This is a genomic window from Mesorhizobium sp. M0808 (assembly GCF_040320025.1).
Classification (GTDB): Bacteria; Pseudomonadota; Alphaproteobacteria; order Rhizobiales; family Rhizobiaceae; genus Mesorhizobium.
Genome location: NZ_JAMYOX010000005.1, coordinates 87,385 through 112,902 on the forward strand (window position 1 = coordinate 87,385; position 25,518 = coordinate 112,902).

Consider the following 25,518-nt stretch of genomic DNA (forward strand, 5'->3'; position numbering starts at 1 on the left):
TGTCGGTCATCGCTGAGCCGCTCCCGTTGCAAGTTCCATGATCGCTTCCTGCCGCAGCGGCTCGCCCTCCGACGCCGTCACCTCGCCGGCAATGGTTCCGTCGCGCATCACCAGCACGCGGTCGGCGATGCCGATCACCTCCGGCAGTTCGCTGGAGATCATCAGGATGGCGATGCCTTTCTTGGCCAGGTTGTCGATCAGCCGATAGATTTCCGACTTCGCCCCGACATCGACGCCGCGGGTCGGCTCATCGAGGATGACGACCTGCGGCTCGGTTTCCAGCAGGCGGGCGAGCAGCACCTTCTGCTGGTTGCCGCCCGACAGCGAGCCGGCATTGGCCTGCACCGAGCTGGTGCGGATGGAGAGGTCTGACACCGCCTTGGCGGCGCGCTTTTCGGCAGCCGTGAAGTCGCGCAAACCGCCGGCCTTCGCGTCCTTTGCCAGCACGCCCATGCTGATATTGTCGGAGATCGACATGTCGAGAAACAGGCCAAGTTGCTTGCGGTCCTCGGTCAGGTAGGCGATGCCGGCATCGAGCGCCTCGCTCGGCGAACCGATGGATATCGGTTTGCCGCCGAGCTCCAGCGTGCCTGATGTGTGCCTGTCGGCGCCGAAGATCAGCCGTGCCAGTTCGGTGCGGCCCGAGCCGACCAGGCCGGCCAGTGCCAGCACCTCGCCCTTGTGGAGGTCGAAGGAACAATTCTTTATGAGATTGCCGTCCGACATGCCGCGCACCGACAGCGCGATGGCGCGCTTGCTGTCCGGCGGACGGTGATCCTTCTTGTAGAACGTCGACAGATCGCGCCCGACCATCATCGATACCAGGCGCGAGGCGTTCAGGTCGGCGCGGTCGAGCGTGCCGACATAGCCGCTGTCGCGTAGCACGCTGACGCGGTCGGCGAGCTGGTAGACCTCTTCCATGCGGTGGCTGATGTAGATGATGGCGATGCCTTGCGACTTCAGCGTCGCGATCACCTCGAACAGCCGGTCGGTCTCACGCGAGGTCAGCGACGTGGTCGGCTCGTCCATGACGATGATGCGCGCATTGGTCGACAGTGCGCGGGCGATTTCCACCAGCTGTCGCTCGCCAAGCGACAGGCTTGCGACCGGACTGCGCGCCGAGAAGGTCACGCCGAGCCGCGCGATGATCTCGCTGGCGCGCCGATTGCACTGCTCGCGGTCGACAACGCCGAACCGTCGCGGCTCGTTGCCGAGAAAAATGTTCTGCGCTACCGACAGATTAGGCGCCAGCGACAGCTCCTGATAGATGACCGCAATGCCGGCGGCGCGCGCCTTGATCGGGTCGCCAGTCGCGGCCGGCACGCCGTCGATCAGGATTTCGCCGCCGGGGTCCGGCCGGTAGGCGCCGGACAGCACCTTCATCAGCGTCGACTTGCCGGCACCGTTTTCGCCCATCAGCGCGTGCAGCTCGCCGGCGTGAACGGTCAGCGACACATCGTGCAAGGCGCGGATCGCACCGAACGTCTTGGAGATGTGGCGCATCTCCAGCACCGGCTGGCGCACCGTCTCGATCCGGGCGGCGGCGCTCATCGCGCACCTCCTGCGGCTGCGCTGGCCACAGCCCGGTCGGCGGCAAGGCCGCGCCAGTCGTTGCGATAGCCGGCAAGGCCGCTGAAACTTGCCGCATGCACCGCCTCCGGCGCTTCGGTGGCAAACTCGCGCCCGACGCTTTCGAAGGCAAGTGCGGCAGCACCGGTGGCGCTGCCCTCCAGCGTTGCTCCCTGCAGGAAAGCCTGCCCGGGCCGCAACTGCGCCAGCAACGCGGCAAGCAGCCCGCCATTGTTCAGGCCGCCGTCGACGATCACTGTGTTGTCCGAATGGATCAGCTCGAGGCACAGATCGACCATCAGCGCGACATAGAGCAGCGCCATGGCCGCGCGTTCCTCGGCATTGGGCGTACGCCCGACCAGTTCGCCGCGGCGGTGCGGCATCGGGCCGCCGGGCGCGAAGCTCGGCAGCGCCATAATGCCGGCGTCGATCACCCGTTGTATCGATGACGGCGCGATTGCGCCCTGCCAGCCGGCGCTGATCGTGGCGAATTCGCGCCCGCCCATGAAGCGGACGGTTGGCACTGGGCCGCCATCGACATCGACATTGACCAGCATGTCGCGCTCGCCGTCGAGTGCGTCGAGCGGGCAGTCCGGATTGAGCACGACCACCCAGGTGCCGGTCGAGACCACGGTCACCGCCCCGAGCTGCTGCCGGCGGTAGGCATGGAGCGCGGCATTGCTGTCGTGGACGCCATTATGGATGGCGACTGGCTTCGCGGCCTGGCCGAAGCGCTGCTCGCCGATCACCGCGCCGGCACGCTCGAAGGCGGGCATCTGGCCGCGCCAGCCCTCGGCATCGACCAGCGAGCTGAAATCGCGTTTGCGCGGCGCCCATAAATGCGAGTGGCAGCCAAGATACGACACTTCCGATACCGGCCGGCCGCCAAACCGCCAGCTCCAATATTGGGGGTAGCCGAGGATCGATTTCGCTGTGGCGAAGGCACCGGGCTCCACCTCCTTCAGCCACAACATGTGGCGGCCGTAGTTGAAGCCAAGCGGCAGGCGCGGCGAAAAGGTCTCGGCAAAATCCGGAATGCGGCGGTCGATCTGCGCGGCGATTTCAGCTGGCGGTTCCTGCTCGTAATCGAGGATCGGATGCGTCAGCGCGGCTTCGTCGACCAACGCGAAGGTGCAGCCATGGCCGGATACCATCAGCCCTTCCACGCCATGCGTGTCGACTGCATCATCGATGGCGCGAGCCGCCCAGTCGTGCAGCGCTGGCTCGTCGAGCACGCTGAAGCCGCCTTTGCGGATCCAGCTCGGCTGGGTGCGGCGCTCGTCGAGGATCTGTCCGTCCTGGCCGAAGACGAACAGCTTCGAATTGGTCTTGCCGAAATCGAGGACGGCGATGTTCACTGGGCGCCTCCCGAGGAAGCCGCGATCCGCACCATGACGCCGGCATCTTCGAGCATATGGGCATCTGTCTCGGACAGGCCGTCATCGGTGACCAGCGTGCCGATCCGCGACAGCGGCAGTGCCACATTGCGCGCGTGGATCGACAGTTTTCGGCTGTCGGCCAGCACGACGATCTGGTCCGCGCAGAGGCTGAGCTCGACGATCGAGCGGACCAGCAGCGGGTGCGATTCCAGAAGGCCTTCCTGGCCGATGCCTTGCGCGCCGAGAAAGAACTTCGAGGCGTAGAACGGCACCGTCTGCGTCAGCGAATGGATGATGCCCGGCTCGCGGTGCAGTTCGCCGCCGGCGACGGTGAGGCTGCAATGGCCGTGGTCGCTGAGATAGGCCGCGAGCGGCATCGAGTTGGTGTAGAGCCGGATGTTGCGGTCGGCGAGCTTGACGCCGAGATGGAAGCAGGTCGAACCGCCATGCACGATGACCGCGTCGCCGTCGCGCACCATGGTGGCGGCGAGAGCGGCGATCTGCCGCTTGGCCTCGACGGCGAGGTCGCGGTTCTCGTCATAGGGCCTGGCATAGGCGACGCCGGCTTGCGAAGCGCCATCGAGCGCCGAGATGCCGCCATAGACCTTGCGCGCTTCGCCGGCCTCGTCGATCTTGTCGATGTCGCGCCGCACTGTCGCCGCCGACACGCCAAGCCGCTCCTGCAGCTCGCGCACCGATGCGAAAGGCCGGTCCCGCAAAAGCTCGACAATCTGGCGCTGGCGGCCGGAGTCGCTCAACCCTTACCTCCCAATGCGCTTGCCTCCCAAGCATTTTGCAGGGCATTGCCATTTTGCACGGCAATTGGTGCAACTTACTCAACACGCCTCGGATTGCAAGCCTGATCTGACGCGATAACATCACTGTTGACGTAACTTACTCGCATCTGCGATACCAGCGTCGGTCTTCGTCCCGGCACCGGGACGTCCAAAGCCGTGGCCACGCGGCCGGTTTGTGGAGGAATTTCGATGACGATCAGTGCGGATGCGCAGGAACTGGCAGCGCTGCAGTCGCTTTCGGCCGCCATCGGCAGCGACCCGCATCTGACCCAGGCCGCCGGCGGCAACACCTCGCTGAAAGCCGGCGACACGCTCTGGATCAAGGCCTCCGGCACCTGGCTGAAGGACGCGCTCATCGCGGACATCATGGTGCCGGTCGGCATCCCGCCATTGCTCGACGCCATCGAACGGCGCGACCCGGCCGCCGAACAGCCGCAGGCCTTCACTGTCGGCGCCCTCAACGCGCGCGGCTTGCGCCCGTCGATCGAGACCACCGTGCATGCGCTGATGCCGCAGCGCATCGTTCTGCATGTTCACTGCGTCGAGACCATTTCGCTGGCCGTGCAGGCCGACTGCGAGGCCGAGGCCGCCAGACGGCTCGACGGCCATCAATGGGCGTATGTTCCCTATCGCCGGCCGGGACTGCCGCTCGCGCAGGGTATCGCCGAGCGCCTTCGGCCAGGCGTGGATATCCTGATCCTCGGCAATCACGGCCTGGTCGTTGCAGCCGAGACCGTCGCCGCGGCCGACATGCTGCTGCGGCGCGTGACACGACTGTTGGCGCGGCCGCCGCGCCAGGTGGCGGAACCGGACATCGCGGCATTGACGGCGCGCGCCGGCGACAGCGACTACAGATTGCCGGCGGACGTTGAGGCGCATGCGGTGGCGATCGACCCCGAAAGCTGCCGCATGGCTTCGGGTGGCAGCCTCTACCCCGACCACGTCATCTTTCTCGGCGAAGGCTCGGTCGTGGCGAGACCGGACGAGGGTGTGAAGCGCGTCATCGAGCGCTGCGGCGCCGCACCCGTGGCGATCCTGTTTCCTGGACTCGGCGTGTTGATGCGCGGCGACGCCGGCGCCGGTGCCGACGCCATGCAGCGCTGCCTTTCCGACGTGACAGCGCGGATCGATGTCTCGGCGAAGCTGAATTATCTGACACCGGCGGAGAATGACGAGCTGATCAACTGGGACGCCGAAAAATATCGCCAGAAACTCAATGCCGGAGGCAGCTGACATGCCGCGTTCGTCTGGTCCGCTTGCCATCGGCATCGACATCGGCACATCCGGCGCGCGCGCCGTCGCCATGCGTCCGGATTTTTCCGTTGCCGCGCATTCCGCTATTGCCCTCGAGCGATTTGGGCCGAACGGCCGCGACCCCGCCATATGGTGGGAGGCGGTCGGCGCGACGTTGGCGGAACTGCTCAAATGTATCGATCGCGCGGCAGTGCGCTCGATCGCCGTCGACGGTACGTCGGGCACGCTGCTGCCGGTCGACGGCGCCGGGCGGCCGCTGGCCGAACCGCTGATGTACAACGACAAGGTCGCTGACGACACTATTCTGACAGCAATAGCCGGCGCGGCACCGGCAACGAGCGCTGCACTTGGGGCGACCTCCGGTCTCGCCAAGGCGCTGTCTTTCCAGCACCTGCCCGGCGTCGCCACTGTGCTGCACCAGGCAGACTGGATCGCCGGACAGTTTTCCGGCCGCTTCGATGTCAGCGACGAGAACAACGCCCTGAAGACCGGCTACGACGTCGAGGCCCGGCGCTGGCCGGACTGGATCGCGGCGACCGGCGTGCGCATGGAATTCCTGCCCCGCGTCGTCCGGCCGGGCGATGTCACGGACACGCTCACCGCCAGCGCTGCGAAAATGTTCGGCCTGCCGCGCGACGTGGTTATCGTTGCCGGCACGACGGATGGCTGCGCCTCATTCCTGGCGACCGGTGCGAGTGCCGCGGGCGACGGCGTTACCGCGCTCGGCTCGTCGCTGACCATCAAGATCCTCTCCGACCGGCCGATCTCGGCGCCGCAATTCGGCATCTACAGCCATCGGCTGGGTGACACCTACCTGGCGGGCGGCGCCTCGAACTCCGGCGGCAAGGTGCTGGCCCAGCATTTCCCCGTCGCCCGCATTGTCGAACTCAGCAAAAAAATCGACCCGGCGACGAAGACCGGCCTCGATTATTACCCGCTGCCGGCGCCGGGCGAACGCTTCCCCATAGCCGATCCGGCGCTGCCGCCGCGCCTCGAGCCGCGGCCCGCCGACGACGCCGACTATCTGAAAGCGATGTTCGAGGGTATTGCGGCGATCGAAGCGCTCGGCTATCGCCGGCTTGCCGAACTCGGCGCCCCCCGGCTGACATCGGTCAGGAGCGTCGGCGGCGGTGCGGCCAATCCGGCCTGGACAGCGATCCGGCAGCGCAAGCTTGGCGTCGCTCTCGTGCCGGCTCTTTCGGAGGAGGCCGCTGCCGGCACGGCGCGGCTGGCGCTGATGGGCGCAAGCGCAGCGGGGCTTTTATGACGGCCAAGGCAATTCAACACCTCGACGGCATCGCCGCGCTGACCGACCGCTATCAGGTGTTCCTGCTCGACCAATTTGGTGTGCTGCACGACGGCACCAGCGCCTATCCAGGTGCTGTCGAAGCGTTGTCGGCACTCAAGCGCGCCGGCAAGACCATCGTACTGATCTCGAATTCCGGCAAGCGGGCGCAACCCAATGAGCGCCGCCTGCTGAAGCTCGGTTTCGAACCGGGAAGCTGGGATCACTTTGTCTCCTCCGGCGAGGTGGCGTGGCGCTCCTTCCACCAAATGGCAGCATCCGGAGCCCTGCGCCCGCAGACAAAATGCCTGCTGATCCGCCGCGACAATGACCGTTCGGCTGTCGACGGCCTGCCCTTCGTCCTGGCCAAGGACGGCGACGATGCCGAACTGGTGCTGATTTCCGCCAGCGAGGGCGATCGCTACGACCTCGACCATTATCGCCGGCTTCTTGGTCCGGCGGCGGCGCGGCGGGTGCCATGCTTCTGCACCAATCCCGACAAGATCATGCTGACTGCCGTCGGCCCTCGCTTCGGCGCCGGCCGGCTCGCCGATCTCTACGAGAGCCTCGGCGGCAGCGTGGCGCGCATTGGCAAGCCCAATCCGCAGATATTCGAGGCAGCGCTGGCACTGGCGGGCCACCCGGAGCGCGACAGCGTGGTCTGCGTCGGCGACAGCGTCGAGCACGACATCGCCGGCGGCAACGGCGTCGGCGTCGCGACGACGCTGGTCCTGTCGGGCATATTGGCGGGGGCGCCTGACCTGGAGGACGTTTTCGCCACGCTGAACGCCCGTCCCGACTACATCGCGGATAGCTTCAGGTTTCGCTGAGTTGTTAAGGCGAGACAAAGCTAATCCAGGTTGAAACGCCCGATCACCGGCACATGGTCCGAGGGCCGTTCCCAGCCGCGCGCCGGCCGCAGGATTTCATAGCCGGCAAAATGCGGCACCAGGTTTGGCGACGACCAGACATGGTCGAGGCGGCGGCCGCGATTTGAGGCCTGCCAATCCTGGGCGCGATAGCTCCACCAGGTATAGAGTTTCTCCTCGTAAGGCACATTGAGCCGCATCAGGTCGATCCAGTCGCCGGCGAGCCGCATTGCCTCGAAGTTTTCCGTCTCGACCGGCGTATGGCTGACGACATTGAGGAGCTGCTTGTGCGACCAGACATCGTGCTCGAGCGGCGCGATGTTGAGGTCGCCGACCAGGATCGCGCCGGAGTGCTCGTCATGCTCGGCGCGGACGGCGTTCATCTCGGCAACGAAATCGAGCTTGTGCTTGAACTTGCGGTTGACGGCCGGGTCGGGCTCGTCGCCGCCGGCCGGTACGTAGAAATTGTGCAGCAGGATCGTTTTGCCGCCGGCGTTGACGGTGACCGACAGATGCCGGCTGTCGTCGATCTCGCAGAAGCGGCGCTTTTCGACCACCTCGATCGGCCGCCGCGCTATGGTGGCAACGCCGTAGCCCTTCTGGCCATGGAAGGCGATGTGCTCGTAGCCGAGCTTGCGGAACGCTTTCTCCGGAAACAATTCGTCCGGAACCTTGGTTTCCTGTAGGCAGAGCACGTCCGGCGCCTGCTCGACCAGCAGGCGTTCGACGATCGGCATACGCAGCCGGACGGAGTTGATGTTCCAGGTAGCGACGGAAAACGGCATGTGGGGTTCCGGACAACGCGAGATCCGCCGGATGGCTCCGACGGAAGTCAATCGCGGAAACTACTGCCAGCCGCGCACCGCAAAAACAAGCCGCCTGCACCAACGCGGAAAAGCCATCCCGCAACGGTAGAAGTTACCGTGTCTTGGTGTTCAGCTCGCGGTTCGCCGTATAGTCGATGGCGAAGGTGTCGGGGGCGAAGCTGACGCCCTCCTTGGTGTTGAAGATCATCACCGTCGTGTCCTTGCCTTGCGCATCGGTGATGGTCCACTGCCGCAATTCATAAGATTTCGGATCGAACATCATGGTGATCTTCGAATTGCCGAACACCGATTTGTCGGCAAGCTGGATGGTGGTGAGATCGTCCTCTTCCTTGACGCTTCTGACGCGCCCGCCCGACAGATCGATCTTGTCGTCGAGCAGCAGCTTCAGCGGCGTCTTCGACAGCGGATAGAGGTCGGAGGTCCGCAGCTTCTTGTTGAGGATGACCACCGACTTGCCGTCGGAAATCACTCTGAAATTCGAGGCGCCGTCGTAATTGAAGCGGATCTTGCCCGGCCGTTCCAGAAAGAACTTGCCGCCGGTCTGCTCGCCCTTGGGTCCGAACTGCACGAACTCGCCGCTCATCGATTTGACCGAGGAGAAATGATCGGCGATCTTCTGCGCCGTCGCCGGAACCGCTGCTTGCGCCGACGCCAGCAACTGGAAGCCGGGCACGAGGTTGGCGGCCGCCGCACCGGCCAGGACCAGGCCGAGGCCGAGCACCTGCCGGCGGGTTGGGGCGAAATCCCTGCTTGGGGCGAGAGTTGCGTTTTTCATGCCGGTCACCATCATCTGATTGCTTGCTCGTTATATTGGTCTGGCCCCCCAGTTGGGCTTAAGTTTGGCGGGCCGCACGGCGCCCGTCCGCTGCAACGCGCCAAAAGGTTCAAAGTTGCCGGCGCGGACGCGCTCTAGAACTTGTCGTCCTCCGTCGGCACCAGGATTTCGCGTTTTCCGGCATGGTTGGCCGGGCCGACAATGCCTTCCTTCTCCATCTTCTCGATGATCGAGGCGGCGCGGTTGTAGCCGATGCCGAGCCGGCGCTGGATGTAGCTGGTCGAGGCCTTGCCGTCGCGCAGCACCACCGCGACCGCCTGGTCGTAGGGATCGTCGGAATCCTCGAAATTACCGCCGTCGCCGCCGCCACTGCCTTTGCCCGTCGGCTCGTCGTCATCCTTATCGTCGTCCTCGGTGATGGCGTCGAGATATTCCGGCACGCCCTGCAGCTTCAGATGCGCGACAATCTTCTCCACCTCGTCGTCGGAGACGAAGGGACCGTGCACGCGCTGGATGCGGCCGCCGCCGGCCATGTAGAGCATGTCGCCCATGCCGAGCAGCTGTTCGGCGCCCTGCTCGCCCAGGATGGTGCGGCTGTCGATCTTCGATGTCACCTGGAAGGAGATGCGGGTCGGGAAATTCGCCTTGATGGTGCCGGTGATGACGTCGACCGACGGCCGCTGCGTCGCCATGATGACATGGATGCCGGCGGCGCGCGCCATCTGCGCCAGGCGCTGCACCGCGCCTTCGATGTCCTTGCCGGCGACCATCATCAAATCGGCCATCTCGTCGATGATGACGACGATGTAGGGCATCGGCTCGAGGTCGAGGTTCTCCGTCTCGTAGATCGCCTCGCCGGTTTGGCGGTCGAAGCCGGTCTGCACGGTGCGCGAGATCCTTTCGCCCTTTTTCTCGGCCTGCTGCACGCGCGCGTTGAAGCCGTCGATGTTGCGGACGCCGACCTTGGACATCTTGCGGTAGCGGTCCTCCATCTCCCGCACGGTCCATTTTAGCGCCACCACCGCCTTCTTCGGATCGGTGACGACCGGCGTCAGAAGATGCGGAATGCCGTCATAGACCGAGAGCTCCAGCATCTTTGGATCGATCATGATCAGCCGGCAGTCCTGCGGCGTCAGCCGGTAGAGCAGCGACAGGATCATGGTGTTGATGGCGACGGACTTGCCCGAGCCGGTGGTGCCGGCGACCAGCACGTGCGGCATTTTGGCGATGTCGACGATCACCGCCTCGCCATTGATGGTCTTGCCCAGCGCCAGCGCCAGCTTGGCCTTGGTGGTTTCGAAATCGCGGCTGGCCATGATCTCGCGCAAATAGACCGTCTCGCGCCTGGCGTTCGGCAATTCGATGCCGATCGCGTTGCGGCCGGGCACCACGGCGACACGGCAGGCGATGGCGCTCATCGAGCGGGCGATGTCGTCGGACAGGCCGATGACCCGCGACGATTTGATGCCGGGCGCCGGTTCCAGCTCGTAGAGCGTGACGACCGGACCCGGACGCACATGGATGATTTCGCCCTTGACGCCGAAATCCTCCAGCACGCCCTCGAGCAGGCGGGCGTTCTGCTCCAGCGCGTCCTTGGACAGGCTGGCGTCGCGCACCACGTTCTTTGGTTCCGACAGGAAGTGCAGCGACGGCATCTCGAATTTTTCCGAGCCGATCAGCGAAGTCTGCGCCTCGCGCTGGACGCGGGCGCCGGGGGCCGGCCGCGGCGCCGGCGCCTCGACGCGTGTCGCCGCGTCGGAACGGAAGTTCTGCACCTTGGCCGTTGGCGCGGCGCGGCGCTGGCCGGCCGGCTCGGGCGCGAAATCCATTTCGTCGTCATTGTCGTCGTTACCGAAGACGTCGGCATCGTCAGGGTCGATCGAGGCACTGCGGTCGTTGACCATGGCGGCGAAGAATTCCGGCTCGACGCGGGCGCGCCCGCCCGGGCTCATCCGCGCCTCGGCGAACTCGGCCGATTCGACCCGTTCGGCCGCCCGCCGCCAGGCGCTGGGGCGCGGTTCCATCTCCGGCTCGAAATCGTCGCGCTCGCGCCGCCGCGCCGCGCGCCGGCGCAGATAGGCCCGCAGCGACAGCCACCAGTGGGTGATGGCGCCAAGCGCCAATATACCTTCGTCGCCCTCGTCCTCTTCATTGTCGAAAAGCAGGTCGTCCTGCGGATCGGGCACTGCAGGCTGTTCGAGGACGGCAAAGCCGTTCTTGCGCGAAATCAGCGCCGAGCCATACAAGAATACCCACAGCGCCGGCGCTGCCAGGAGCACGGCGAGCACGCTGGCAACGAGGCCGGTCGGATAGCCGCCGATCACCAGGCCCGGGATATTGAGCACCATGTCGCCGAAGACGCCGCCGAGGCCGGTCGGCAGCGGCCAGGTCTTGGGCGGCACCACGCAGCCGGCAATTGCCGCGCCAAGCAGCGAAAACCCGAACCAGGCCAGCGCCCGTTTCGGCAGCCGGTCGACGCCGCGCGCGGTAAACAGCAGAAATCCCCAGATCACCGCCGGCACCAGCGCCGCAACGGCGGCAAGTCCGAAGAACTGCATGGCAATGTCGGAAAAGACGGCGCCGGCATAACCCATTGCATTGGTGACGATATTGTCGGTGGCGTGCGAAAAGCTCGGATCGGCGACGTTCCAGGTGGCAAGGGCGGCGACGCCGAAACCAACCAGAGCAAACAGCCCGGCACCGACCAGCCGCCCGACCTGGCGCCTCGCGAACGACCGGATGCCGTGCTCCGTATCGGCCAGCGCAAGCGGTGCTGAAGCCCCTGAACGCATGCTCTTCCTCGTCTGTCGTTGCCCGGCCGGGCGCGGACGCGCAACACGGCAGATTCGGCTGTCAGACTAGCGGCGGGAAGGTTAAGGGCGCATTAACCATGGGCATTCTGCGTCACCGGAACGGGCGACCGCCACCACAGTTCGAAGCCGCTGCGGCCGATGTTTCACGCCGCCGGCGGATCGAGCACCTTGATCAAGCGACCGTGATCGAGCCATCACGGCCATCAGCGCGCAAAAAAGAGGCCCGGAAATCTTCCGGGCCTCAAGGCGTGAGCCCTTTCGGGAGCATCACGACGGGATCTTTCTGGCACCGGCAAACGCCGGTGCCGGCCAAATACCCTTACGGCACCACTTCGCCGTGCTGGCTGATGTCGAGGCCTTCGACCTCTTCCGGGGTGGAAGGACGCAGGCCGACCAGCGCCTTGACGATATAGAGGATCACGAAGCTCGCGATCGCCGTCCACAGGATGGTGAAGACGATACCGTAGAGCTGCTTGCCGACAGAGGCACCCGAGCCGAGGCTGTTGATCGCCGGATCGGCGAGCACGCCGGTCAGCAATGCACCGATGATGCCGCCGATGCCGTGCACGCCGAATGCATCGAGCGAGTCGTCATAGCCGAACGCGTGCTTGAGCTTGACGGCCGAGACGTAGCAAAGCACGCCGGCGACGATGCCGACGATGAAGGCGCCGGTCGGATTGACGAAGCCGGAAGCCGGCGTCACCGCGACCAGGCCAGCGACGGCGCCCGAGATGATGCCGAGAACGCTCGGCTTCTTGGCGACGATCCATTCGGCGAACATCCAGGCGAGCGCCGCAGCAGCAGCGGCAACCTGGGTGTTCAGCATTGCGGCACCGGCAAGGCCGTCGGCGGCCAGTTCCGAGCCGGCGTTGAAGCCGAACCAGCCGACCCACAGCAGCGAAGCGCCGATGACGGAGTAGACGAGGTTGTGCGGCGCCATGTTGGTGGTGCCGTAGCCTTCACGTTTGCCGAGAACCAGCGCGCAGACCAGGCCGGCAACACCGGCATTGATGTGAACGACCGTGCCGCCGGCGAAATCGAGAACGCCGGCTGTGCCGAGGAAGCCGCCGCCCCACACCCAGTGCGCGATCGGGGCGTAGACCACCAGCAGCCACGCGCCCATGAAGATGAGCAGCGCCGAGAACTTCATGCGTTCGGCGAAGGCGCCGGCAATCAGCGCCGGCGTGATGATGGCGAAGGTCATCTGGAACATCGAGAAGACGAACTCAGGAATGTTCGCCACGCCCGGCAGCCACAGCGAGGAGGTGGTGATGCCGTTGTGGAAGAACTTCGAGAAGCCGCCGAGATAGGCATTCATGCCGCCGCCATCCGAGAAGGCCAGCGAGTAGCCGAACATGAACCACAGCACCGTCACCAGGCAGGTGATGGCAAAGCTCTGCATGATGGTGGCGAGCACGTTCTTTTTGCGCACCATGCCGCCATAAAACAGCGCCAGGCCCGGTATGGTCATCATCAGCACCAGCGCCGTCGAGGTCAGCATCCAGGCTGTGTTGCCGGTGTCGAGCGCGGGCGCAGGGGCAGCCGGTGCCGCCGGTGCCGCTTCCTGCGCGAACGCAGCAACCGTGCCCAGTGCAGCGAGAGCGAGCGAACCTAAAACGGCCGCGCGTCCCGTTATCTTCAAGGTGGAAGGAATATTCATTGAACTCTCCATTGGAATACGTATCCGCAGCTCAAAGCGCGTCGGTGTCTGTTTCGCCGGTGCGAATGCGCACCGCCTGGTCGATGCCGAAAACGAAGATCTTGCCGTCGCCGATCTGGCCGGTCTTGGCCGCCGCGGTGATGGCTTCGACGGCCTTGTCGACCATGTCGACAGCGACCGCGACTTCGATCTTGATCTTCGGCAGGAAGCTGACCGCGTATTCCGCCCCGCGATAGATTTCCGTGTGCCCCTTCTGACGTCCGTAGCCTTTTACTTCGGTGACGGTCAGGCCCTGGATGCCGACTGCGGTGAGCGCCTCGCGCACCTCGTCGAGCTTGAACGGCTTTATGATTGCCATCACGATCTTCATAAGGTTTCACCCTTTGCTGTTGCGGGTCCCCGCGTTTGCACGACTTCGCCGATCCCCATGAGAGCCGGAGAGTGCCCGCTAGGATTCAAGCTCCGTGCCAATTGCCGAAGCAGGGTGTTAAGCTGTTGTTAAACAACGAAATCGAGAAGGTCTGGCAGCTGCCTGTTCACAGGCGCGGCAGTGCATATGCTTAAAAAATAGGCAAATTTCGAAAAATGCCTACTCCGCAGGCGGCCGCTTCAGCCGGATGAGTCCTTCTTGGGCAACCGAGGCGATCAAGGTGCCGTCGCGGGCAAACAGCGAGCCGCGGGTAAAGCCACGCGATCCTTGCGTCGACGGGCTGTCTTGCGTGTACAGCATCCAGTCGTCGAGCGGATGGCTGCGGTGGAACCACATGGCGTGGTCGAGGCTGGCTGCCTGGATATCACGATCGAAAATGGCGCGGCCATGGGCAAAGGTCGAGGTGTCGAGCAGCGTCATATCCGAGAGGTAAGCGAGCACGGCCGCCTGCGTGGCGCGGTCGGCCGGCACCGGGCCGGTGGTACGGATCCAGATGTTCTGCTTCGGCTCGAGCTTTTCCCGGCTGGTATAATGCTTCAGCATCACCGGCTTCATCTCGATCGGCCGGTCGCGCTCCCAATAGCGCTTGATGCCGTCGGGCACGGCTTCGCCGAACTTGCCCAGCAATTCGCGCTGCGACAGCAACGTGTCGGGCGCCGGCACGTCCTGCGGCATCGGCACCTGATGTTCCAGGCCGACCTCATCCTGCTGGAACGAGGCTTCCAGCGAAAAGATCGCCTGGCCGTGCTGGATCGCCACGACGCGGCGCGTGGTGAAGGAGCCGCCGTCACGGATGCGGTCGACCTCGTAAATGATAGGCACCTTGGTGTCGCCCGGCCGCATGAAATAGCCATGCAGCGAATGCACGTGGCGCTCGGGCTCGACCGTTCGCTGCGCGGCGACCAGCGCCTGGGCGATGGTCTGGCCGCCGAAGATGCGCTGCCAATCGAGCTTGGGGCTGCGACCACGATACAGGTTGTGTTCCAGCTGCTCGAGGTCGAGAATGCCGAGAAGCTCGTCCATGGCTGCCGTCATCTTGACCTCGCCGCAAAATTACCATGGCGGTTTCCGACAGGAACAGCGGGCAGTCAAGGGCGGAATGCCCGGCGACAGTCAGGCTGCGAAAGGAATTGCCCATGGTCGACAGCAAGAATTCGCTCGACGTTCTGGTCGCCGGCGCCGGTTATATCGGCTTGGCCGCCGCCGTGTCGCTGAAGCAGGCGCGGCCGAGCCTCGCCGTCGCCGTCGTCGATGCAGCACCCGCCGGCGTCTGGCAGAAGGACGGCCGCGCCTCGGCGATTGCCGCCGCCGCGTGCCGCATGCTCGACCAGCTCGGCGTCTGGAACGAGATCGCGCCGGAGGCGCAGGCAATCACCGAAATGATTGTCACCGATTCGCGCACATCCGATCCGGTCCGCCCGGTGTTCCTCACCTTCGACGGCGAGGTCGCGCCCGGCGAACCCTTTGCGCATATGGTCGCCAACAAGGATTTGAACGGCGCCTTGCGCCGGCGCGCCGAACAACTCGGCATCGGCATCATCGAAGGCGTCGCCGTCAGCGCCTTCGACATCAACGGCGCCGGCATAACGGTGCATCTTGCCGACGGCGCGACGCTGAAGGCGCGGCTGCTGGTTGCCGCCGACGGCGTCAATTCGAAGCTGCGCGACATGGCCGGCATCAAGACGGTGAAATGGGAGTATGGCCAGTCCGGCATCGTCTGCACGGTGGCGCACGAGCGGCCGCACAACGGCCGCGCCGAAGAGCATTTCCTTCCCGCGGGCCCGTTTGCCACGCTGCCGCTCAAGCCGGGCAAGGACGGCACCAACCGCTCGTCGATCGTCTGGGTCGAACGGTCGCAGGATGCCGAGAAACTGGTCAGTGGCGACGCGCTGGTCCTGGAATATGAGCTCGAGCAGCGCTTTGGCCTGAAACTCGGAGAAATCCATATCGCCGACAAGCCGCGTGCCTGGCCGCTCGGGCTGATCATTGCGCGCGCCTTCGTCGCGCCGCGCATCGCCTTGGCCGGCGACGCCGCCCACGGCATCCACCCGATCGCCGGCCAGGGTCTCAATCTCGGCTTCAAGGACGTGGCGGCGCTGGCCGAAGTGGTGGTCGAGGCCGACCGGCTCGGCCAGGACATCGGCGCGCTCGACGTGCTCGAGCGCTACCAGCAATGGCGGCGTTTCGACACGGTGCAGATGGGCATCACCACCGATGTGCTGAACCGGATGTTTTCCAACGATTTCGGCCCGCTGCGCACTTTGCGCGACATCGGCCTCGGCCTTGTCGAACGCATGCCGCGGCTGAAGGGGTTCTTCATCCGCCAGGCGTCGGGTCTGTCCGGCGACACGCCGAAACTGTTGAAGGGCGAGGCGATTTAGGCTTGGCAAGTGCGCGTCACTGGCCGTTCGGTCAGTTGACCTCGAAGCCCAGCTTCTGGCGCAGCCTGAGCATTCGCTGGTCGGAAATCTGCAGGCTTTGCCCACCCGCCTCCGCCACACGGCCGACCATCTGCAGCAGATCGTTCCTTTCAGCCGCGTCGAGGCGTTCGCGCAGGAACGGCGCCAGCTTGTCGATGACGACCGTGGCGTCATCAATTTGCGAAGCCGCCCATTTGGCGTAGATCACCGCCTCATCGGTCTGCTTTTTGTCGGCAATCTCCGAAATGACCGATTGAATGGCGGCTTCGCGTTGCGGCAGGATAGGACCATTCTCGGAAACGATGGCGGTGATCAGCGTCGCGGCCGCCACGACCGGATCGTCGATCGCCGTCAGCGGCGAGAGTGCCGCCTGCTTGCGTAGCTTCTTGCGGCGCACATTGCCCTGCACGCGGCCAACGACGTCGGCAACCTCACGCGCCGCGTCGTTCATGATCTTCAGCCGGTACCACCAGAAGCCCGCTGCTCCGAGCAGGCCGATTGCTGCAATCAATATATGCATGCCCCGAAATCCCCCGATGTCGGCGACGATAGGAGAAGTATTGCTTCGCTTCAACACGCAAAAGTTGCGTCCGACGAAGAAAACGAAAGCCCATGCCAGTCGTTGGTCCCCGCCGCTCCGCGGAGGAACTTATCGAGACATCTCTATGACCCGGGCACCTTGTAGATCGCCCGCACCTCGATCGTGCCTATTTCGGCGAGCGGAATCTCGCCCGCGATCTCCAGCGCCTCGTCGAGGCTCTCGGCCTCGATCATGACGAAACCGAGCAACTGCTCCTTGGTTTCGGCGAAGGGGCCGTCGGTGACCAGCCGCTTGCCCTTGCGCCTGCGAACGGTTTTCGACGTTTTCACCGATTGCAGCGCCTGCGCGATGACTAGCATCCCGCGTTGGTCCAATGACCGGTCATGGGCCATCGAATCGGCGTCGAGCTTGGCCAGCCTCTCGGGCGTCATTGCGTAGAGATCTTTTTCTTCACCATAGACCAGGCAAACATACTTCATTTTTATCTCCATTCCTGGCTTGAAGCCGAAGACGAGGCTACGGAAATCTCCGCGGAGCCCTTGCCTGCCGCAGAATCGAGACCGGCCGCAGCATAGTCGAGAAGAGATACCGCAATCCCGATAATGGCAATCGCCGCAAGCAGTCGGCCGAAGCCGGAAGGCTGCAGGCGCGACCAGTCGGCTTGCTGTTCACCGGCCCTGTGGCTGGTGCTTGTCGGGTGAGCAGAAAACAGATTGTTCATGTGGTCCTCCATCCGGCCACCAAGTCCATGGCCGCCCGCAGGACGGCCGGGACAGATGGAAGTCGACATTTTTGCACGCGTATTTTTTCGAATTTTTTTTCGCTCGACATGATGTGTCACGCTGCCGCCGATACGAAAGCGTGGGTGGCCTTCGCTCCGGCGCGCGCTATAGTCGACTGGATGCCGATCACGGGCTCAATCACGACAATCAAGGAGGAATTGATGGACCGCACCGCCAACGCCGTTTGGAAAGGCAGTTTCAAGGAAGGCAAAGGCACGCTCGATACACAGAGCGGGACGCTGAAGGGCACGCCCTATTCCGCCAAGATGCGTTTCGAGGACGAGAGCGGCAAATCCGGCACCAACCCGGAAGAGCTGATCGCTGCCGCCCATGCCGGCTGCTACGCCATGCAGCTTTCGCATTTCCTCGCCGAGAACGGCACCCCGGCTGCCGAGCTCGACGCCAAGGCCGTGGTAACGCTGGTTCCCGGCACCGGCATCACCGGCAGCGCGATCACCCTGGTCGGCAAGGTACCGGGCATCGATGCCGCCAAGTTCAAGGAATTGGCCGAGAAGGCCAAGGCCGAATGCCCGGTCTCGAAAGCGCTCGGCGCCATCAAGGTATCGCTCGACGCCAGGCTCGGCTGAGAGAGCCACATCTAGAAAGCCCATCGGGAGCCATCGGCAGACCAGCGAAGGATATAAACGTCGGCGATCCTTCGCGCGCCCCTCTGCCCTGCCGGGCATCTCCCCCACGAGGGCCCACGAGGGGGAGATTGGCAGCTTCGCCGGTCTCGCCCTCTTTTCAGCGTTAGAGATTAGCGAAAGCCGGGATGACGTCCAATCTCCCCCCTCGTGGGGGAGATGTCCGGCAGGACAGAGGGGGGCGCTGTCGCGTCGACGTCTCGAAAATCCTTATCGTCCTTCGCCGGTCAGCGCGTCGATACGGGCGCGCAGCTCGGCAATTTCTTCCTCGAGAGCCTGCACGCGCATTTCCAGGTCCGAAACCGGCGAGGACGATTGCAAGGGCGTTGCGGCCGCTACGATCTGCGGCGGCCCGCTGAGCAGATGGACATAGCGATCCTCGCGCTGGCCTGGGCCGCGATCGATCTGCTGCACCAGCGGTGGCCGGCGGCCGATCAGCAGATCGAGATTGCCGCGAAGCTCGTCGATCGATGGCAGCCGCGCCATGCGCTCGCTTCGCGCCAGCAATTCATAGGCCGTCTGCGGGCCGCGCAGCAGCAACAGGCCGAGCAGCGCGATCTGCGCCGAGGTCAGGGAAAAGCGCTGCGCCACCACATGCTCGTAGCGCTCGACGCGCGACGCGAACACCTGCCTGACTAGGCCCTTCTGCTCGAGCTGGCCAAGCGCTCTTCTGACCTCGCCAAGTTCGACCGACATCACCGGCTCGCGCGCCGTCTTCTGGTTGGCCGCCGCATGTGCCGCATTGAGCGTCAGCGGATAGACGTCCGGCGTCAGCTCCTTCTTCTCGATAAGGCAGCCGAGCACGCGGGCTTCGATGGGAGAGAGGATGGGAAGGTCGATATCGGTCATAAGTTTGCTATCCTTTCGAACTCGGCGGGACAGCGCCCTGGACAGCGTCCCCCTCTGTCCTGCCGGACATCTCCCCCTCTAGTGGGGAGATTGGCTGTCATCACCGCTTCGCCACTTTTCAAGGCTGCAGAAAGGGCGCTGTCCTCCAAGCTGCTAATCTCCCCCCTTGAGGGGGAGATGTCCGGCAGGACAGAGGGGGGGCGCGAAGGATCGCTGCGGACGAGACGATCTCGGCTGCAACTCGCCCGCCGCCTACACCCGTCGCTCCACCATCATCTTCTTGATCTCGGCGATCGCCTTGGCCGGGTTGAGCCCTTTGGGGCAAGTCTGGGCGCAGTTCATGATGGTGTGGCAGCGATAGAGCCGGAACGGGTCTTCGAGATTGTCGAGCCGCTCGCCCGTCGCCTCGTCCCTGGAATCGATCAGCCAGCGATAGGCCTGCAGCAGCGTCGCCGGGCCGAGATAGCGCTCGCCGTTCCACCAGTAGCTCGGGCAGGAGGTCGAGCAGCAGGCGCACAATATGCACTCGTAGAGCCCGTCGAGCTTTTCGCGGTCCTCATGGCTCTGCAGCCATTCCTTGGCCGGCTCGGGCGACACCGTCTTCAGCCACGGCTCGATCGAGGCGTGCTGGGCGTAGAAATTGGTGAGGTCGGGCACCAGGTCCTTGACCACAGCCATGTGCGGCAGCGGATAGACCTTGATCGCGCCGGAAATGTCGTCGCAGCCCTTGGTGCAGGCCAGCGTGTTCGACCCGTCGATGTTCATGGCGCACGAGCCGCAAATGCCTTCGCGGCAGGAGCGGCGCAGCGTCAGCGTCGGGTCGATCTTGTTCTTGATCCAGAGCAGCGCGTCGAGCACCATCGGCCCGCAATCGTCCATGTCGACGAAATACGTATCCATGCGCGGGTTCTCGTCATCGTCCGGCGACCAGCGGTAGATGCGGTATTCGCGCAGATTGGTCGCGCCCTCCGGCTTCGGCCAGGTTTTTCCGGCCATGATCTTCGAGTTTTTCGGAAGCGTGAGTTCGACCATTACCTCAGGTCCTTTCGGATGACGAGCTTCAGCCCGGACCAGATCTCGTTCACGGCGGCGACCTTGACGTCGACGAGGTCGAGCTTCAGCGCCTCTGTGCGGATAACGTCCTCGGTGACGTCGGTCGGCACTTTCGATGCCTTCTTCGGCCATGACACCCAGACCATGCCGTCCCGCTTGATCGCCGCTTCGACGTCGCCGAGACGGTCCTCGATCTCGACACGCTGCCTGGTGAAGGCGTGAACGGCATCATATTTCTCATGAACGCCAGAGATCGCCGACCAATCAGCCAGCCGGTCGACGTGGGCAAACTCGACGGCGTCTGCCAGATCGTCGAGTTCGGGCGGCAAGGCGACGAAGGCGGCAATCATCCCGTCCTTCAGGCCGAGCTTGGCCGGAAGGGGCGTGCCGGAATATCCCGCAACCGCCAGCGCCATCATCAATACACCCTGGCCTTCGGCGCGATCTTGGCCGGGTTGATGCCGCCGTCTGCTTCCTTAAGCAGTGTTTCGGTGTGCACCGGCCGGTAGGTGAGCGCCACCTCGCCGGCCTCGTTGAGCCGAGCCAGCGTATGCTTGCGCCAGTTGGCGTCGTCGCGGGCCGAAAAGTCCTCCCGCGCGTGCGCGCCGCGGCTTTCCTTGCGCGCCTCGGCGCCGTAGACGGTGGTGATGGCGTTGGCCATCAGGTTTTCCAGCTCCAGCGTCTCGACCAGGTCGGAGTTCCAGATCATCGAGCGGTCGAACACCTTGACGTCGCCGAGTTCACCCCAGATCTGCGAAATGCGCCTGCAGCCGCTTTCCAGCGATTCCTGGGTGCGGAACACCGCCGCGTCCTCCTGCATCGCCTTCTGCATCTTTTCGCGCAAAACCGCTGTCGGCGTCGAGCCGTTGGCGTGACGCAACCGGTCGAAGCGGTCCATGATCTTTTCGACGGCGGCCTCGTTGGGCGAAGGGATCGCCGATGTGCGGTCGATCACCTGGCCGGCCCGGATTGCCGCCGCACGGCCGAACACCACCAGGTCGATCAGCGAGTTGGAGCCCAGCCGGTTAGCACCGTGCACCGAGGCGCAGCCGGCTTCGCCGACCGCCATCAGCCCGGGCGACACCTGGTCCGGATTCGACGCCGTCGGGTTCAGCACCTCGCCCCAGTAATTGGTCGGCACGCCGCCCATATTGTAGTGGACCGTCGGCAGCACCGGGATCGGCTCCTTGGTCAGGTCGACGCCGGCAAAGATCTTTGCCGATTCCGAAATACCCGGAAGCCTCTCGTGCAGAACGGCCGGGTCGAGATGGTCGAGATGCAGGAAAATGTGATCCTTCTTCGGGCCGACACCGCGGCCCTCGCGGATTTCCAGCGTCATGCAGCGCGAGACCACGTCGCGCGAAGCCAGATCCTTGGCTGACGGCGCGTAGCGCTCCATGAAGCGCTCGCCCTCGGAATTGACGAGATAGCCGCCCTCGCCGCGCGCGCCCTCGGTGATCAGGCAGCCGGCGCCGTATATGCCGGTCGGGTGGAACTGCACGAACTCCATATCCTGCAGCGGCAGGCCTGCGCGTGCGGCCATGCCGCCGCCATCGCCGGTGCAGGTATGCGCCGAGGTGGCCGAGAAATAGGCGCGGCCATAGCCGCCGGTCGCCAGCACCACCATCTTGGCCGAAAAGCGGTGGATGGTGCCGTCGTCGAGGTTCCAGGCGACGACGCCGGTGCAGGTGCCGTCCGGCTCCATGATCAGGTCGAGCGCGAAATACTCGATAAAGAACTGCGCATTGTGCTTCAGCGACTGGCCGTAGAGCGTGTGCAGCATGGCGTGGCCGGTGCGGTCGGCGGCCGCACAGGTGCGCTGCACCGGCGGCCCCTCGCCGAAATTCATCATCATGCCGCCGAACGGCCGCTGGTAGATTTTCCCGTCCTCGGTGCGGCTGAAGGGAACGCCGTAGTGCTCGAGCTCGTAGACCGCCGCCGGCGCTTCGCGCACCATGTATTCTTGAGCGTCGGTGTCGCCCAGCCAATCTGAGCCTTTGACGGTGTCGAAGAGATGCCACTGCCAGTTGTCGGGCCCCATATTGGCGAGCGAGGCGGCGATGCCGCCCTGCGCCGCAACCGTATGCGAGCGCGTCGGGAACACTTTGGTGATGCAGGCGGTGCGCAGGCCCTGCTCAGCCATGCCGAGCGCGGCGCGCAGGCCGGCGCCGCCGGCGCCGACGACCACGACGTCGAATTTGTGATCGACATAGCTATAGGCGGAAGCCGTGTTGGCGTTCTTCGCGTCCTTGGCCAAAAAATCAGCCTCCAAATGCCAGTTTAAGCAGGGCGAAGACCGAAGCGACGCCGACGACTACGGGAAAGAATGTGTTGAGGGCGAGCAGCGCCAGCCTGGTGCCTTCGCCATGCACATAGTCTTCGATGATCGCCTGCATGCCGAGCCGCATGTGGTAGAGCACCGACAACAGCACCAGCGCCAGCACCAGTGCAACGAACGGATTGGCAAGTGCGGCGCGCACCTCGAGATAGCTGGCGCCGTTGAGTGCGATCAGGAAGCCGACGAAGAACAGGACCAGCGGGATGTTGGAGATCGCCGTCAGCCGCTGGCGCCAGAAATGGCCGGTGCCCTCGCGGGCGGAACCGAGGCCGCGGACCTTGGCCAGCGGCGTGCGCATGTCGGGGTTCTTGCCGTTCATGTCAGGCTCCCCGCGCCATGTAGCCGGCAATCCAGATCAGCAGCGTCAGCGTGACCGAGCCGGCCAGCGTCGCCCAGGCGATCCTCGATGCCGTATGCTTTTCCAGCCCTGCCCCAGTGTCCCAGATAAGATGGCGCACACCGCCCAGCATGTGGTGCATCAGCGCCCAGCTGTAGCCGAACAGCACCAGCCGTCCCAGCCACGAGCCGAAGGCCCAGTTGACGGCATTGAAGGTCGCCTCCGAGCTCGCCGCCGCCATCAGCCACAGCGCGACCAGCAGCGTGCCGAAATAGAGCGCCCCGCCGGTGATGCGGTGGACGATCGACATCGTCATGGTGATCGGCGGCCGATAGACGGTCAGATGCGGCGAAAGCGGCCGTTCACGTCTGGCAAATTCGCGGGTGGCTGGTGATTTGCTCATGGCTCCCCCAGTTCGGCGTCTCTGGAGCCTCAGGTGGGAATGCGGCATTACCGCTTCCGGTTGCGACTTCGGACAGCCGGTTTCTAATGCTCTTTTTGCACCGCGTCAAAGCCGGAAAACCGTTTCGAAAACGTAATTTAGTCTGATGAAAGCGAGGCTTTCAGCTTCAATCGATTAGGGCTGTCGCCTTGCGCCGGCACAATGTCGCCGCACTGCAAAATATGGCTGGCGCAAGGGGCGGATCAGCGCTTGCAGGCCAGCGGTGATGCACCGCCCTTCATCACCAGCGCCTCACGCCCATCGATCACGATTGCGTCATGCGCCTCGCCGTAACGGCTGGTCTGATTGGCCGGTGACGCCGGCAGCTCGGCGCTGGCGCCGTTCTGGCCGAGGACGCGCACCGACGTGCCGAGATTCTCGATGGTTATCACGCTACCGTCGGCGCAGTTGTAAGTAGCTGTGCGCGGCTGCGGTGCCGTCGGTTCGCTAGCGGCGGGAGCAAGCGACACGGAAGCGGCGGCCGTGTTGCCGAGCTTGGGCGCGCTGGTCTGCGGCGCGCAGGCGGCGGCAGCCAGCAGCGGCGGAATGGCCAGCGCCATCCGAAACGTGCGGCGTAATCTCATTTGCTGCTTTCCCCCCGCGTATCGAGCCCGCCGCGATGCTCCGGCAAGCCACCGGATTTCATGCTTTTCGAGTCGCGCCCGATGCTGGGGATGGTGGGAACAAGGCATGGCCGAATGATGGCCGGTGGGCGATCGAGTATTAACCATATTTTCCGAGACCTCGCCCCTGCTGCGGTTGCCCTCTTAACAAAGGTTAATAAAAGGTTAATTTCTGATTCGAGGAGGCTTGCCTCTCAGCAATGGAGCAGCACGCCATGCATTCGAATTCAGCAGGATCGCGCCTTCCCTGGTTCCTATTGGCGGCGCTCGCCGTCGGCGTCGTCGCACCGGCATTCGCCGGGACGCGCCATCATGACCGCGTCTATGCCGATTCCTTCGGCAATCTCGTCATCGACAGCGCCGCCGGCTACAAGCGTATCCTCGTTGGCGAGGGCAAGCTGGCCAAGGAATTGTCCGACTACACCAGCGCCGGCCAGCCCGACGTGATCTACGAAAACGAATCGGACGATGTCCGCGGCGGCGACTGCTATAGGCCGCCGGTTTTCGTCAAGGGCCGCAGCTATATGTACGGCCTCTCCGACGGCGAAATGCCGGAGCTCAGCCCCTGCCGCTGACGGCCACGCCGCCCTTGGTTGACGGCGCCGGCAGGGCAACAGCCGGCCCCGCCGAGACACGCACGCAATCGCGACCGCTGCCCTTCGCCTGATAGAGCGCTTTGTCGGCGCGCCGCAGCAGGTCGGAAAAGCTTTCGCCCGGACCAAGCTCGGCAATGCCGAAGCTGGCGCTGCAGCGGTGATCCGCGGGCAGGCAGTCGATCGGCGTGGCACCGAAGGCGCTACGCGTGCCCTCGGCAAAGAGCCGGGCGGCGGCTAGATTGGTCCCCGGCAGGAAAATAGCGAATTCCTCGCCGCCGATGCGGCCGGCGACATGATGGTCGGCCGCGGCATCGCGGAGAAACCCGGCAAAGGTCTCGATGACCCGATCGCCCGACGCGTGGCCGTAAGTATCGTTGATGCGCTTGAAATGGTCGAGATCGGCAATGACCAGTGCCGCTGGAACGGCGCGCCGCATGGCGTCACGCAGCGCGATCTCGGCATGGCGCTCGAAGCCGCCACGGTTGAGCAGCCGCGAAAGCGTGTCGGTTTCCGATTTCGACGTCGCCTCGGCGAGCACGTCGCGGACCAGGATAGCCAATGTCACCAGCGCAAGCGCCAGGCCGAACACGGTGCCGACCGACTGCGACACCAACGCATAGCTGGTCTGCGCATAAGATTGCGGATTGGCGCCCCAGCCACCAAGCGCATGGGCGATGAAGGGTTTGCTGGCGAACTGCAAGGTGCTGGCCGCCAGGACAGCCATCAGCATATAGTCGAGCCGCTCGCGTCTTTGCCTGGACGACAAGACGATCGCCAGCCCGGTGAACTGCATAGCCGCATAGGGAAGCTGGTAGGCCGCCATTCGCACAAAGGATTGGCGTGGCAGGTCCTGCACGAAGTGGACCGCGAGGGTGGCGAAGACCAGGAAGAACAGCATCGGCGGCCAAGGCGGCGAAACGCGGTATTTATGGGCAAGCCCGCCATTGAAGGCGACGGTAGCGCCAAGGAAGGCGGCAAAGGCGGCGACAACCACGGGGCGCGCATTGTCGAAGGCAGGAATGCTGAACTCGATCGCAAAATAAGCCGTGCCGAGCACATAGCCGAACGCCAGCCAGCGTGCCGACACCCGGCCGGCGTCATAGACCGCGATCGTCATGAAGGCCGCCGCCAGCAGCCCGGCAACGAACAGGTTGATCAGCAGGATGAAATTAGCGCTGCCCATGGCGTTTTGGCACTTCCCCCCGAACAGCAAATCACCAACGCGCGAAAAAGAC

General features: G+C 64.5%; 26 protein-coding genes. 6 read left to right on the top strand and 20 right to left on the bottom strand.

Going from position 1 to position 25,518, the window contains the following annotated elements; genetic code table 11:
- Window positions 1–6: 6 nt before the first annotated feature.
- From NKI25_RS09265 to NKI25_RS09275, 3 genes are read right to left on the bottom strand one after another with little or no spacing between them, the layout of a single operon-like run.
- Window positions 7–1,551 (bottom strand): sugar ABC transporter ATP-binding protein, encoded by a 1,545-nt coding sequence (locus NKI25_RS09265; RefSeq protein WP_352638292.1) that lies wholly within the window; start codon window positions 1,549–1,551, stop codon window positions 7–9.
- Window positions 1,548–2,927 carry an FGGY-family carbohydrate kinase gene (locus tag NKI25_RS09270; protein WP_352782881.1) on the bottom strand — a complete coding sequence of 460 codons (1,380 nt, stop codon included), beginning with the start codon at window positions 2,925–2,927 and terminating at the stop codon, window positions 1,548–1,550. The genes NKI25_RS09265 and NKI25_RS09270 overlap by 4 nt, the downstream gene beginning before the upstream one ends.
- Entirely contained in the window at window positions 2,924–3,706 is a 783-nt protein-coding gene (locus NKI25_RS09275; RefSeq protein ID WP_352757313.1) for a DeoR/GlpR family DNA-binding transcription regulator, read from the bottom strand. The genes NKI25_RS09270 and NKI25_RS09275 overlap by 4 nt, the downstream gene beginning before the upstream one ends.
- A 228-nt stretch (window positions 3,707–3,934) precedes the next feature.
- On the opposite strand from NKI25_RS09275, the gene NKI25_RS09280 reads away from it, so the two are divergent.
- Genes NKI25_RS09280 through NKI25_RS09290 form a run of 3 tightly spaced genes read left to right on the top strand, consistent with a single transcriptional unit; the run spans window position 3,935 to window position 7,114 of the window.
- Window positions 3,935–4,978, top strand: coding sequence for a class II aldolase/adducin family protein (locus NKI25_RS09280; protein ID WP_352782877.1), 1,044 nt, complete (start codon window positions 3,935–3,937; stop codon window positions 4,976–4,978).
- A gap of 1 nt (window position 4,979) precedes the next feature.
- Window positions 4,980–6,266, top strand: a complete 1,287-nt coding sequence (locus tag NKI25_RS09285; protein ID WP_352757309.1) for an FGGY-family carbohydrate kinase — start codon at window positions 4,980–4,982, stop codon at window positions 6,264–6,266.
- The gene (locus NKI25_RS09290) at window positions 6,263–7,114 is read left to right on the top strand and encodes a TIGR01459 family HAD-type hydrolase (protein WP_023680489.1); all 852 of its coding nucleotides are present in this window, start codon (window positions 6,263–6,265) and stop codon (window positions 7,112–7,114) included. Before NKI25_RS09285 ends, NKI25_RS09290 begins: the two co-directional genes overlap by 4 nt.
- Window positions 7,115–7,134: 20 nt before the next feature.
- On the opposite strand, the gene NKI25_RS09295 is transcribed toward NKI25_RS09290, so the two are convergent.
- The 6 genes from NKI25_RS09295 to tesB all read right to left on the bottom strand — a co-directional run bounded on the left by NKI25_RS09295 (window position 7,135) and on the right by tesB (window position 14,693).
- The gene (locus NKI25_RS09295) at window positions 7,135–7,938 is read right to left on the bottom strand and encodes an exodeoxyribonuclease III (protein WP_352998377.1); all 804 of its coding nucleotides are present in this window, start codon (window positions 7,936–7,938) and stop codon (window positions 7,135–7,137) included.
- A gap of 133 nt (window positions 7,939–8,071) precedes the next feature.
- Window positions 8,072–8,755 (bottom strand): outer membrane lipoprotein carrier protein LolA, encoded by a 684-nt coding sequence (locus NKI25_RS09300; protein ID WP_031213172.1) that lies wholly within the window; start codon window positions 8,753–8,755, stop codon window positions 8,072–8,074.
- 134 nt (window positions 8,756–8,889) lie between these two features.
- Window positions 8,890–11,547, bottom strand: coding sequence for an FtsK/SpoIIIE family DNA translocase (locus NKI25_RS09305; protein ID WP_352782867.1), 2,658 nt, complete (start codon window positions 11,545–11,547; stop codon window positions 8,890–8,892).
- Between the two features lie 340 nt (window positions 11,548–11,887).
- Window positions 11,888–13,210 (bottom strand): ammonium transporter, encoded by a 1,323-nt coding sequence (locus tag NKI25_RS09310; RefSeq protein ID WP_031212694.1) that lies wholly within the window; start codon window positions 13,208–13,210, stop codon window positions 11,888–11,890.
- A gap of 49 nt (window positions 13,211–13,259) precedes the next feature.
- The gene (locus NKI25_RS09315; protein WP_023679755.1) at window positions 13,260–13,598 is read right to left on the bottom strand and encodes a P-II family nitrogen regulator; all 339 of its coding nucleotides are present in this window, start codon (window positions 13,596–13,598) and stop codon (window positions 13,260–13,262) included.
- 219 nt (window positions 13,599–13,817) lie between these two features.
- Entirely contained in the window at window positions 13,818–14,693 is an 876-nt protein-coding gene (tesB, locus tag NKI25_RS09320) for an acyl-CoA thioesterase II (protein ID WP_031212697.1), read from the bottom strand.
- Window positions 14,694–14,794: 101 nt separating this feature from the next.
- Between tesB and NKI25_RS09325 the strand changes: the two genes are divergently transcribed.
- Entirely contained in the window at window positions 14,795–16,039 is a 1,245-nt protein-coding gene (locus NKI25_RS09325; protein ID WP_352593791.1) for a ubiquinone biosynthesis hydroxylase, read from the top strand.
- A gap of 31 nt (window positions 16,040–16,070) precedes the next feature.
- Here NKI25_RS09325 and NKI25_RS09330 read toward each other — a convergent pair whose 3' ends face one another.
- The 3 genes from NKI25_RS09330 to NKI25_RS09340 all read right to left on the bottom strand — a co-directional run bounded on the left by NKI25_RS09330 (window position 16,071) and on the right by NKI25_RS09340 (window position 17,460).
- Window positions 16,071–16,598 (bottom strand): hypothetical protein, encoded by a 528-nt coding sequence (locus NKI25_RS09330; RefSeq protein ID WP_352578116.1) that lies wholly within the window; start codon window positions 16,596–16,598, stop codon window positions 16,071–16,073.
- Window positions 16,599–16,741: 143 nt separating this feature from the next.
- Window positions 16,742–17,098, bottom strand: a complete 357-nt coding sequence (locus NKI25_RS09335; protein WP_352593790.1) for a YciI family protein — start codon at window positions 17,096–17,098, stop codon at window positions 16,742–16,744.
- Window positions 17,099–17,100: 2 nt separating this feature from the next.
- Window positions 17,101–17,460 (bottom strand): hypothetical protein, encoded by a 360-nt coding sequence (locus NKI25_RS09340; RefSeq protein WP_352593789.1) that lies wholly within the window; start codon window positions 17,458–17,460, stop codon window positions 17,101–17,103.
- Between the two features lie 102 nt (window positions 17,461–17,562).
- Here NKI25_RS09340 and NKI25_RS09345 point away from each other — a divergent pair, with 102 nt between their 5' ends.
- The gene (locus NKI25_RS09345) at window positions 17,563–17,988 is read left to right on the top strand and encodes an OsmC family protein (RefSeq protein WP_031212702.1); all 426 of its coding nucleotides are present in this window, start codon (window positions 17,563–17,565) and stop codon (window positions 17,986–17,988) included.
- Window positions 17,989–18,255: 267 nt separating this feature from the next.
- Here NKI25_RS09345 and NKI25_RS09350 read toward each other — a convergent pair whose 3' ends face one another.
- The 7 genes from NKI25_RS09350 to NKI25_RS09380 form a co-directional block, all read right to left on the bottom strand.
- Entirely contained in the window at window positions 18,256–18,894 is a 639-nt protein-coding gene (locus NKI25_RS09350) for a YceH family protein (RefSeq protein WP_352593788.1), read from the bottom strand.
- 252 nt (window positions 18,895–19,146) lie between these two features.
- Window positions 19,147–19,926 carry a succinate dehydrogenase iron-sulfur subunit gene (locus NKI25_RS09355; RefSeq protein WP_292663232.1) on the bottom strand — a complete coding sequence of 260 codons (780 nt, stop codon included), beginning with the start codon at window positions 19,924–19,926 and terminating at the stop codon, window positions 19,147–19,149.
- Window positions 19,926–20,363, bottom strand: a complete 438-nt coding sequence (locus tag NKI25_RS09360) for a DUF3052 family protein (protein WP_031212704.1) — start codon at window positions 20,361–20,363, stop codon at window positions 19,926–19,928. The genes NKI25_RS09355 and NKI25_RS09360 overlap by 1 nt, the downstream gene beginning before the upstream one ends.
- A 2-nt stretch (window positions 20,364–20,365) precedes the next feature.
- Window positions 20,366–22,204 carry a succinate dehydrogenase flavoprotein subunit gene (gene sdhA, locus NKI25_RS09365; RefSeq protein WP_023679766.1) on the bottom strand — a complete coding sequence of 613 codons (1,839 nt, stop codon included), beginning with the start codon at window positions 22,202–22,204 and terminating at the stop codon, window positions 20,366–20,368.
- A 4-nt stretch (window positions 22,205–22,208) separates the two neighbouring features.
- Window positions 22,209–22,604: a succinate dehydrogenase, hydrophobic membrane anchor protein gene (gene sdhD / locus NKI25_RS09370; protein WP_023679767.1), complete on the bottom strand. Its 396-nt coding sequence runs from the start codon at window positions 22,602–22,604 to the stop codon at window positions 22,209–22,211.
- Between the two features lies 1 nt (window position 22,605).
- On the bottom strand, window positions 22,606–23,025 hold the full coding sequence (gene sdhC, locus NKI25_RS09375) for a succinate dehydrogenase, cytochrome b556 subunit (protein WP_292663224.1): 420 nt from the start codon (window positions 23,023–23,025) through the stop codon (window positions 22,606–22,608).
- Window positions 23,026–23,267: 242 nt separating this feature from the next.
- Window positions 23,268–23,648, bottom strand: a complete 381-nt coding sequence (locus NKI25_RS09380; RefSeq protein ID WP_031212707.1) for a hypothetical protein — start codon at window positions 23,646–23,648, stop codon at window positions 23,268–23,270.
- Window positions 23,649–23,902: 254 nt separating this feature from the next.
- On the opposite strand from NKI25_RS09380, the gene NKI25_RS09385 reads away from it, so the two are divergent.
- Window positions 23,903–24,262: a hypothetical protein gene (locus NKI25_RS09385; RefSeq protein WP_352450158.1), complete on the top strand. Its 360-nt coding sequence runs from the start codon at window positions 23,903–23,905 to the stop codon at window positions 24,260–24,262.
- On the opposite strand, the gene NKI25_RS09390 is transcribed toward NKI25_RS09385, so the two are convergent.
- Window positions 24,246–25,466: a GGDEF domain-containing protein gene (locus NKI25_RS09390; RefSeq protein WP_023679771.1), complete on the bottom strand. Its 1,221-nt coding sequence runs from the start codon at window positions 25,464–25,466 to the stop codon at window positions 24,246–24,248. The genes NKI25_RS09385 and NKI25_RS09390 overlap by 17 nt on opposite strands.
- Between the last annotated feature and the right edge of the window lie 52 nt (window positions 25,467–25,518).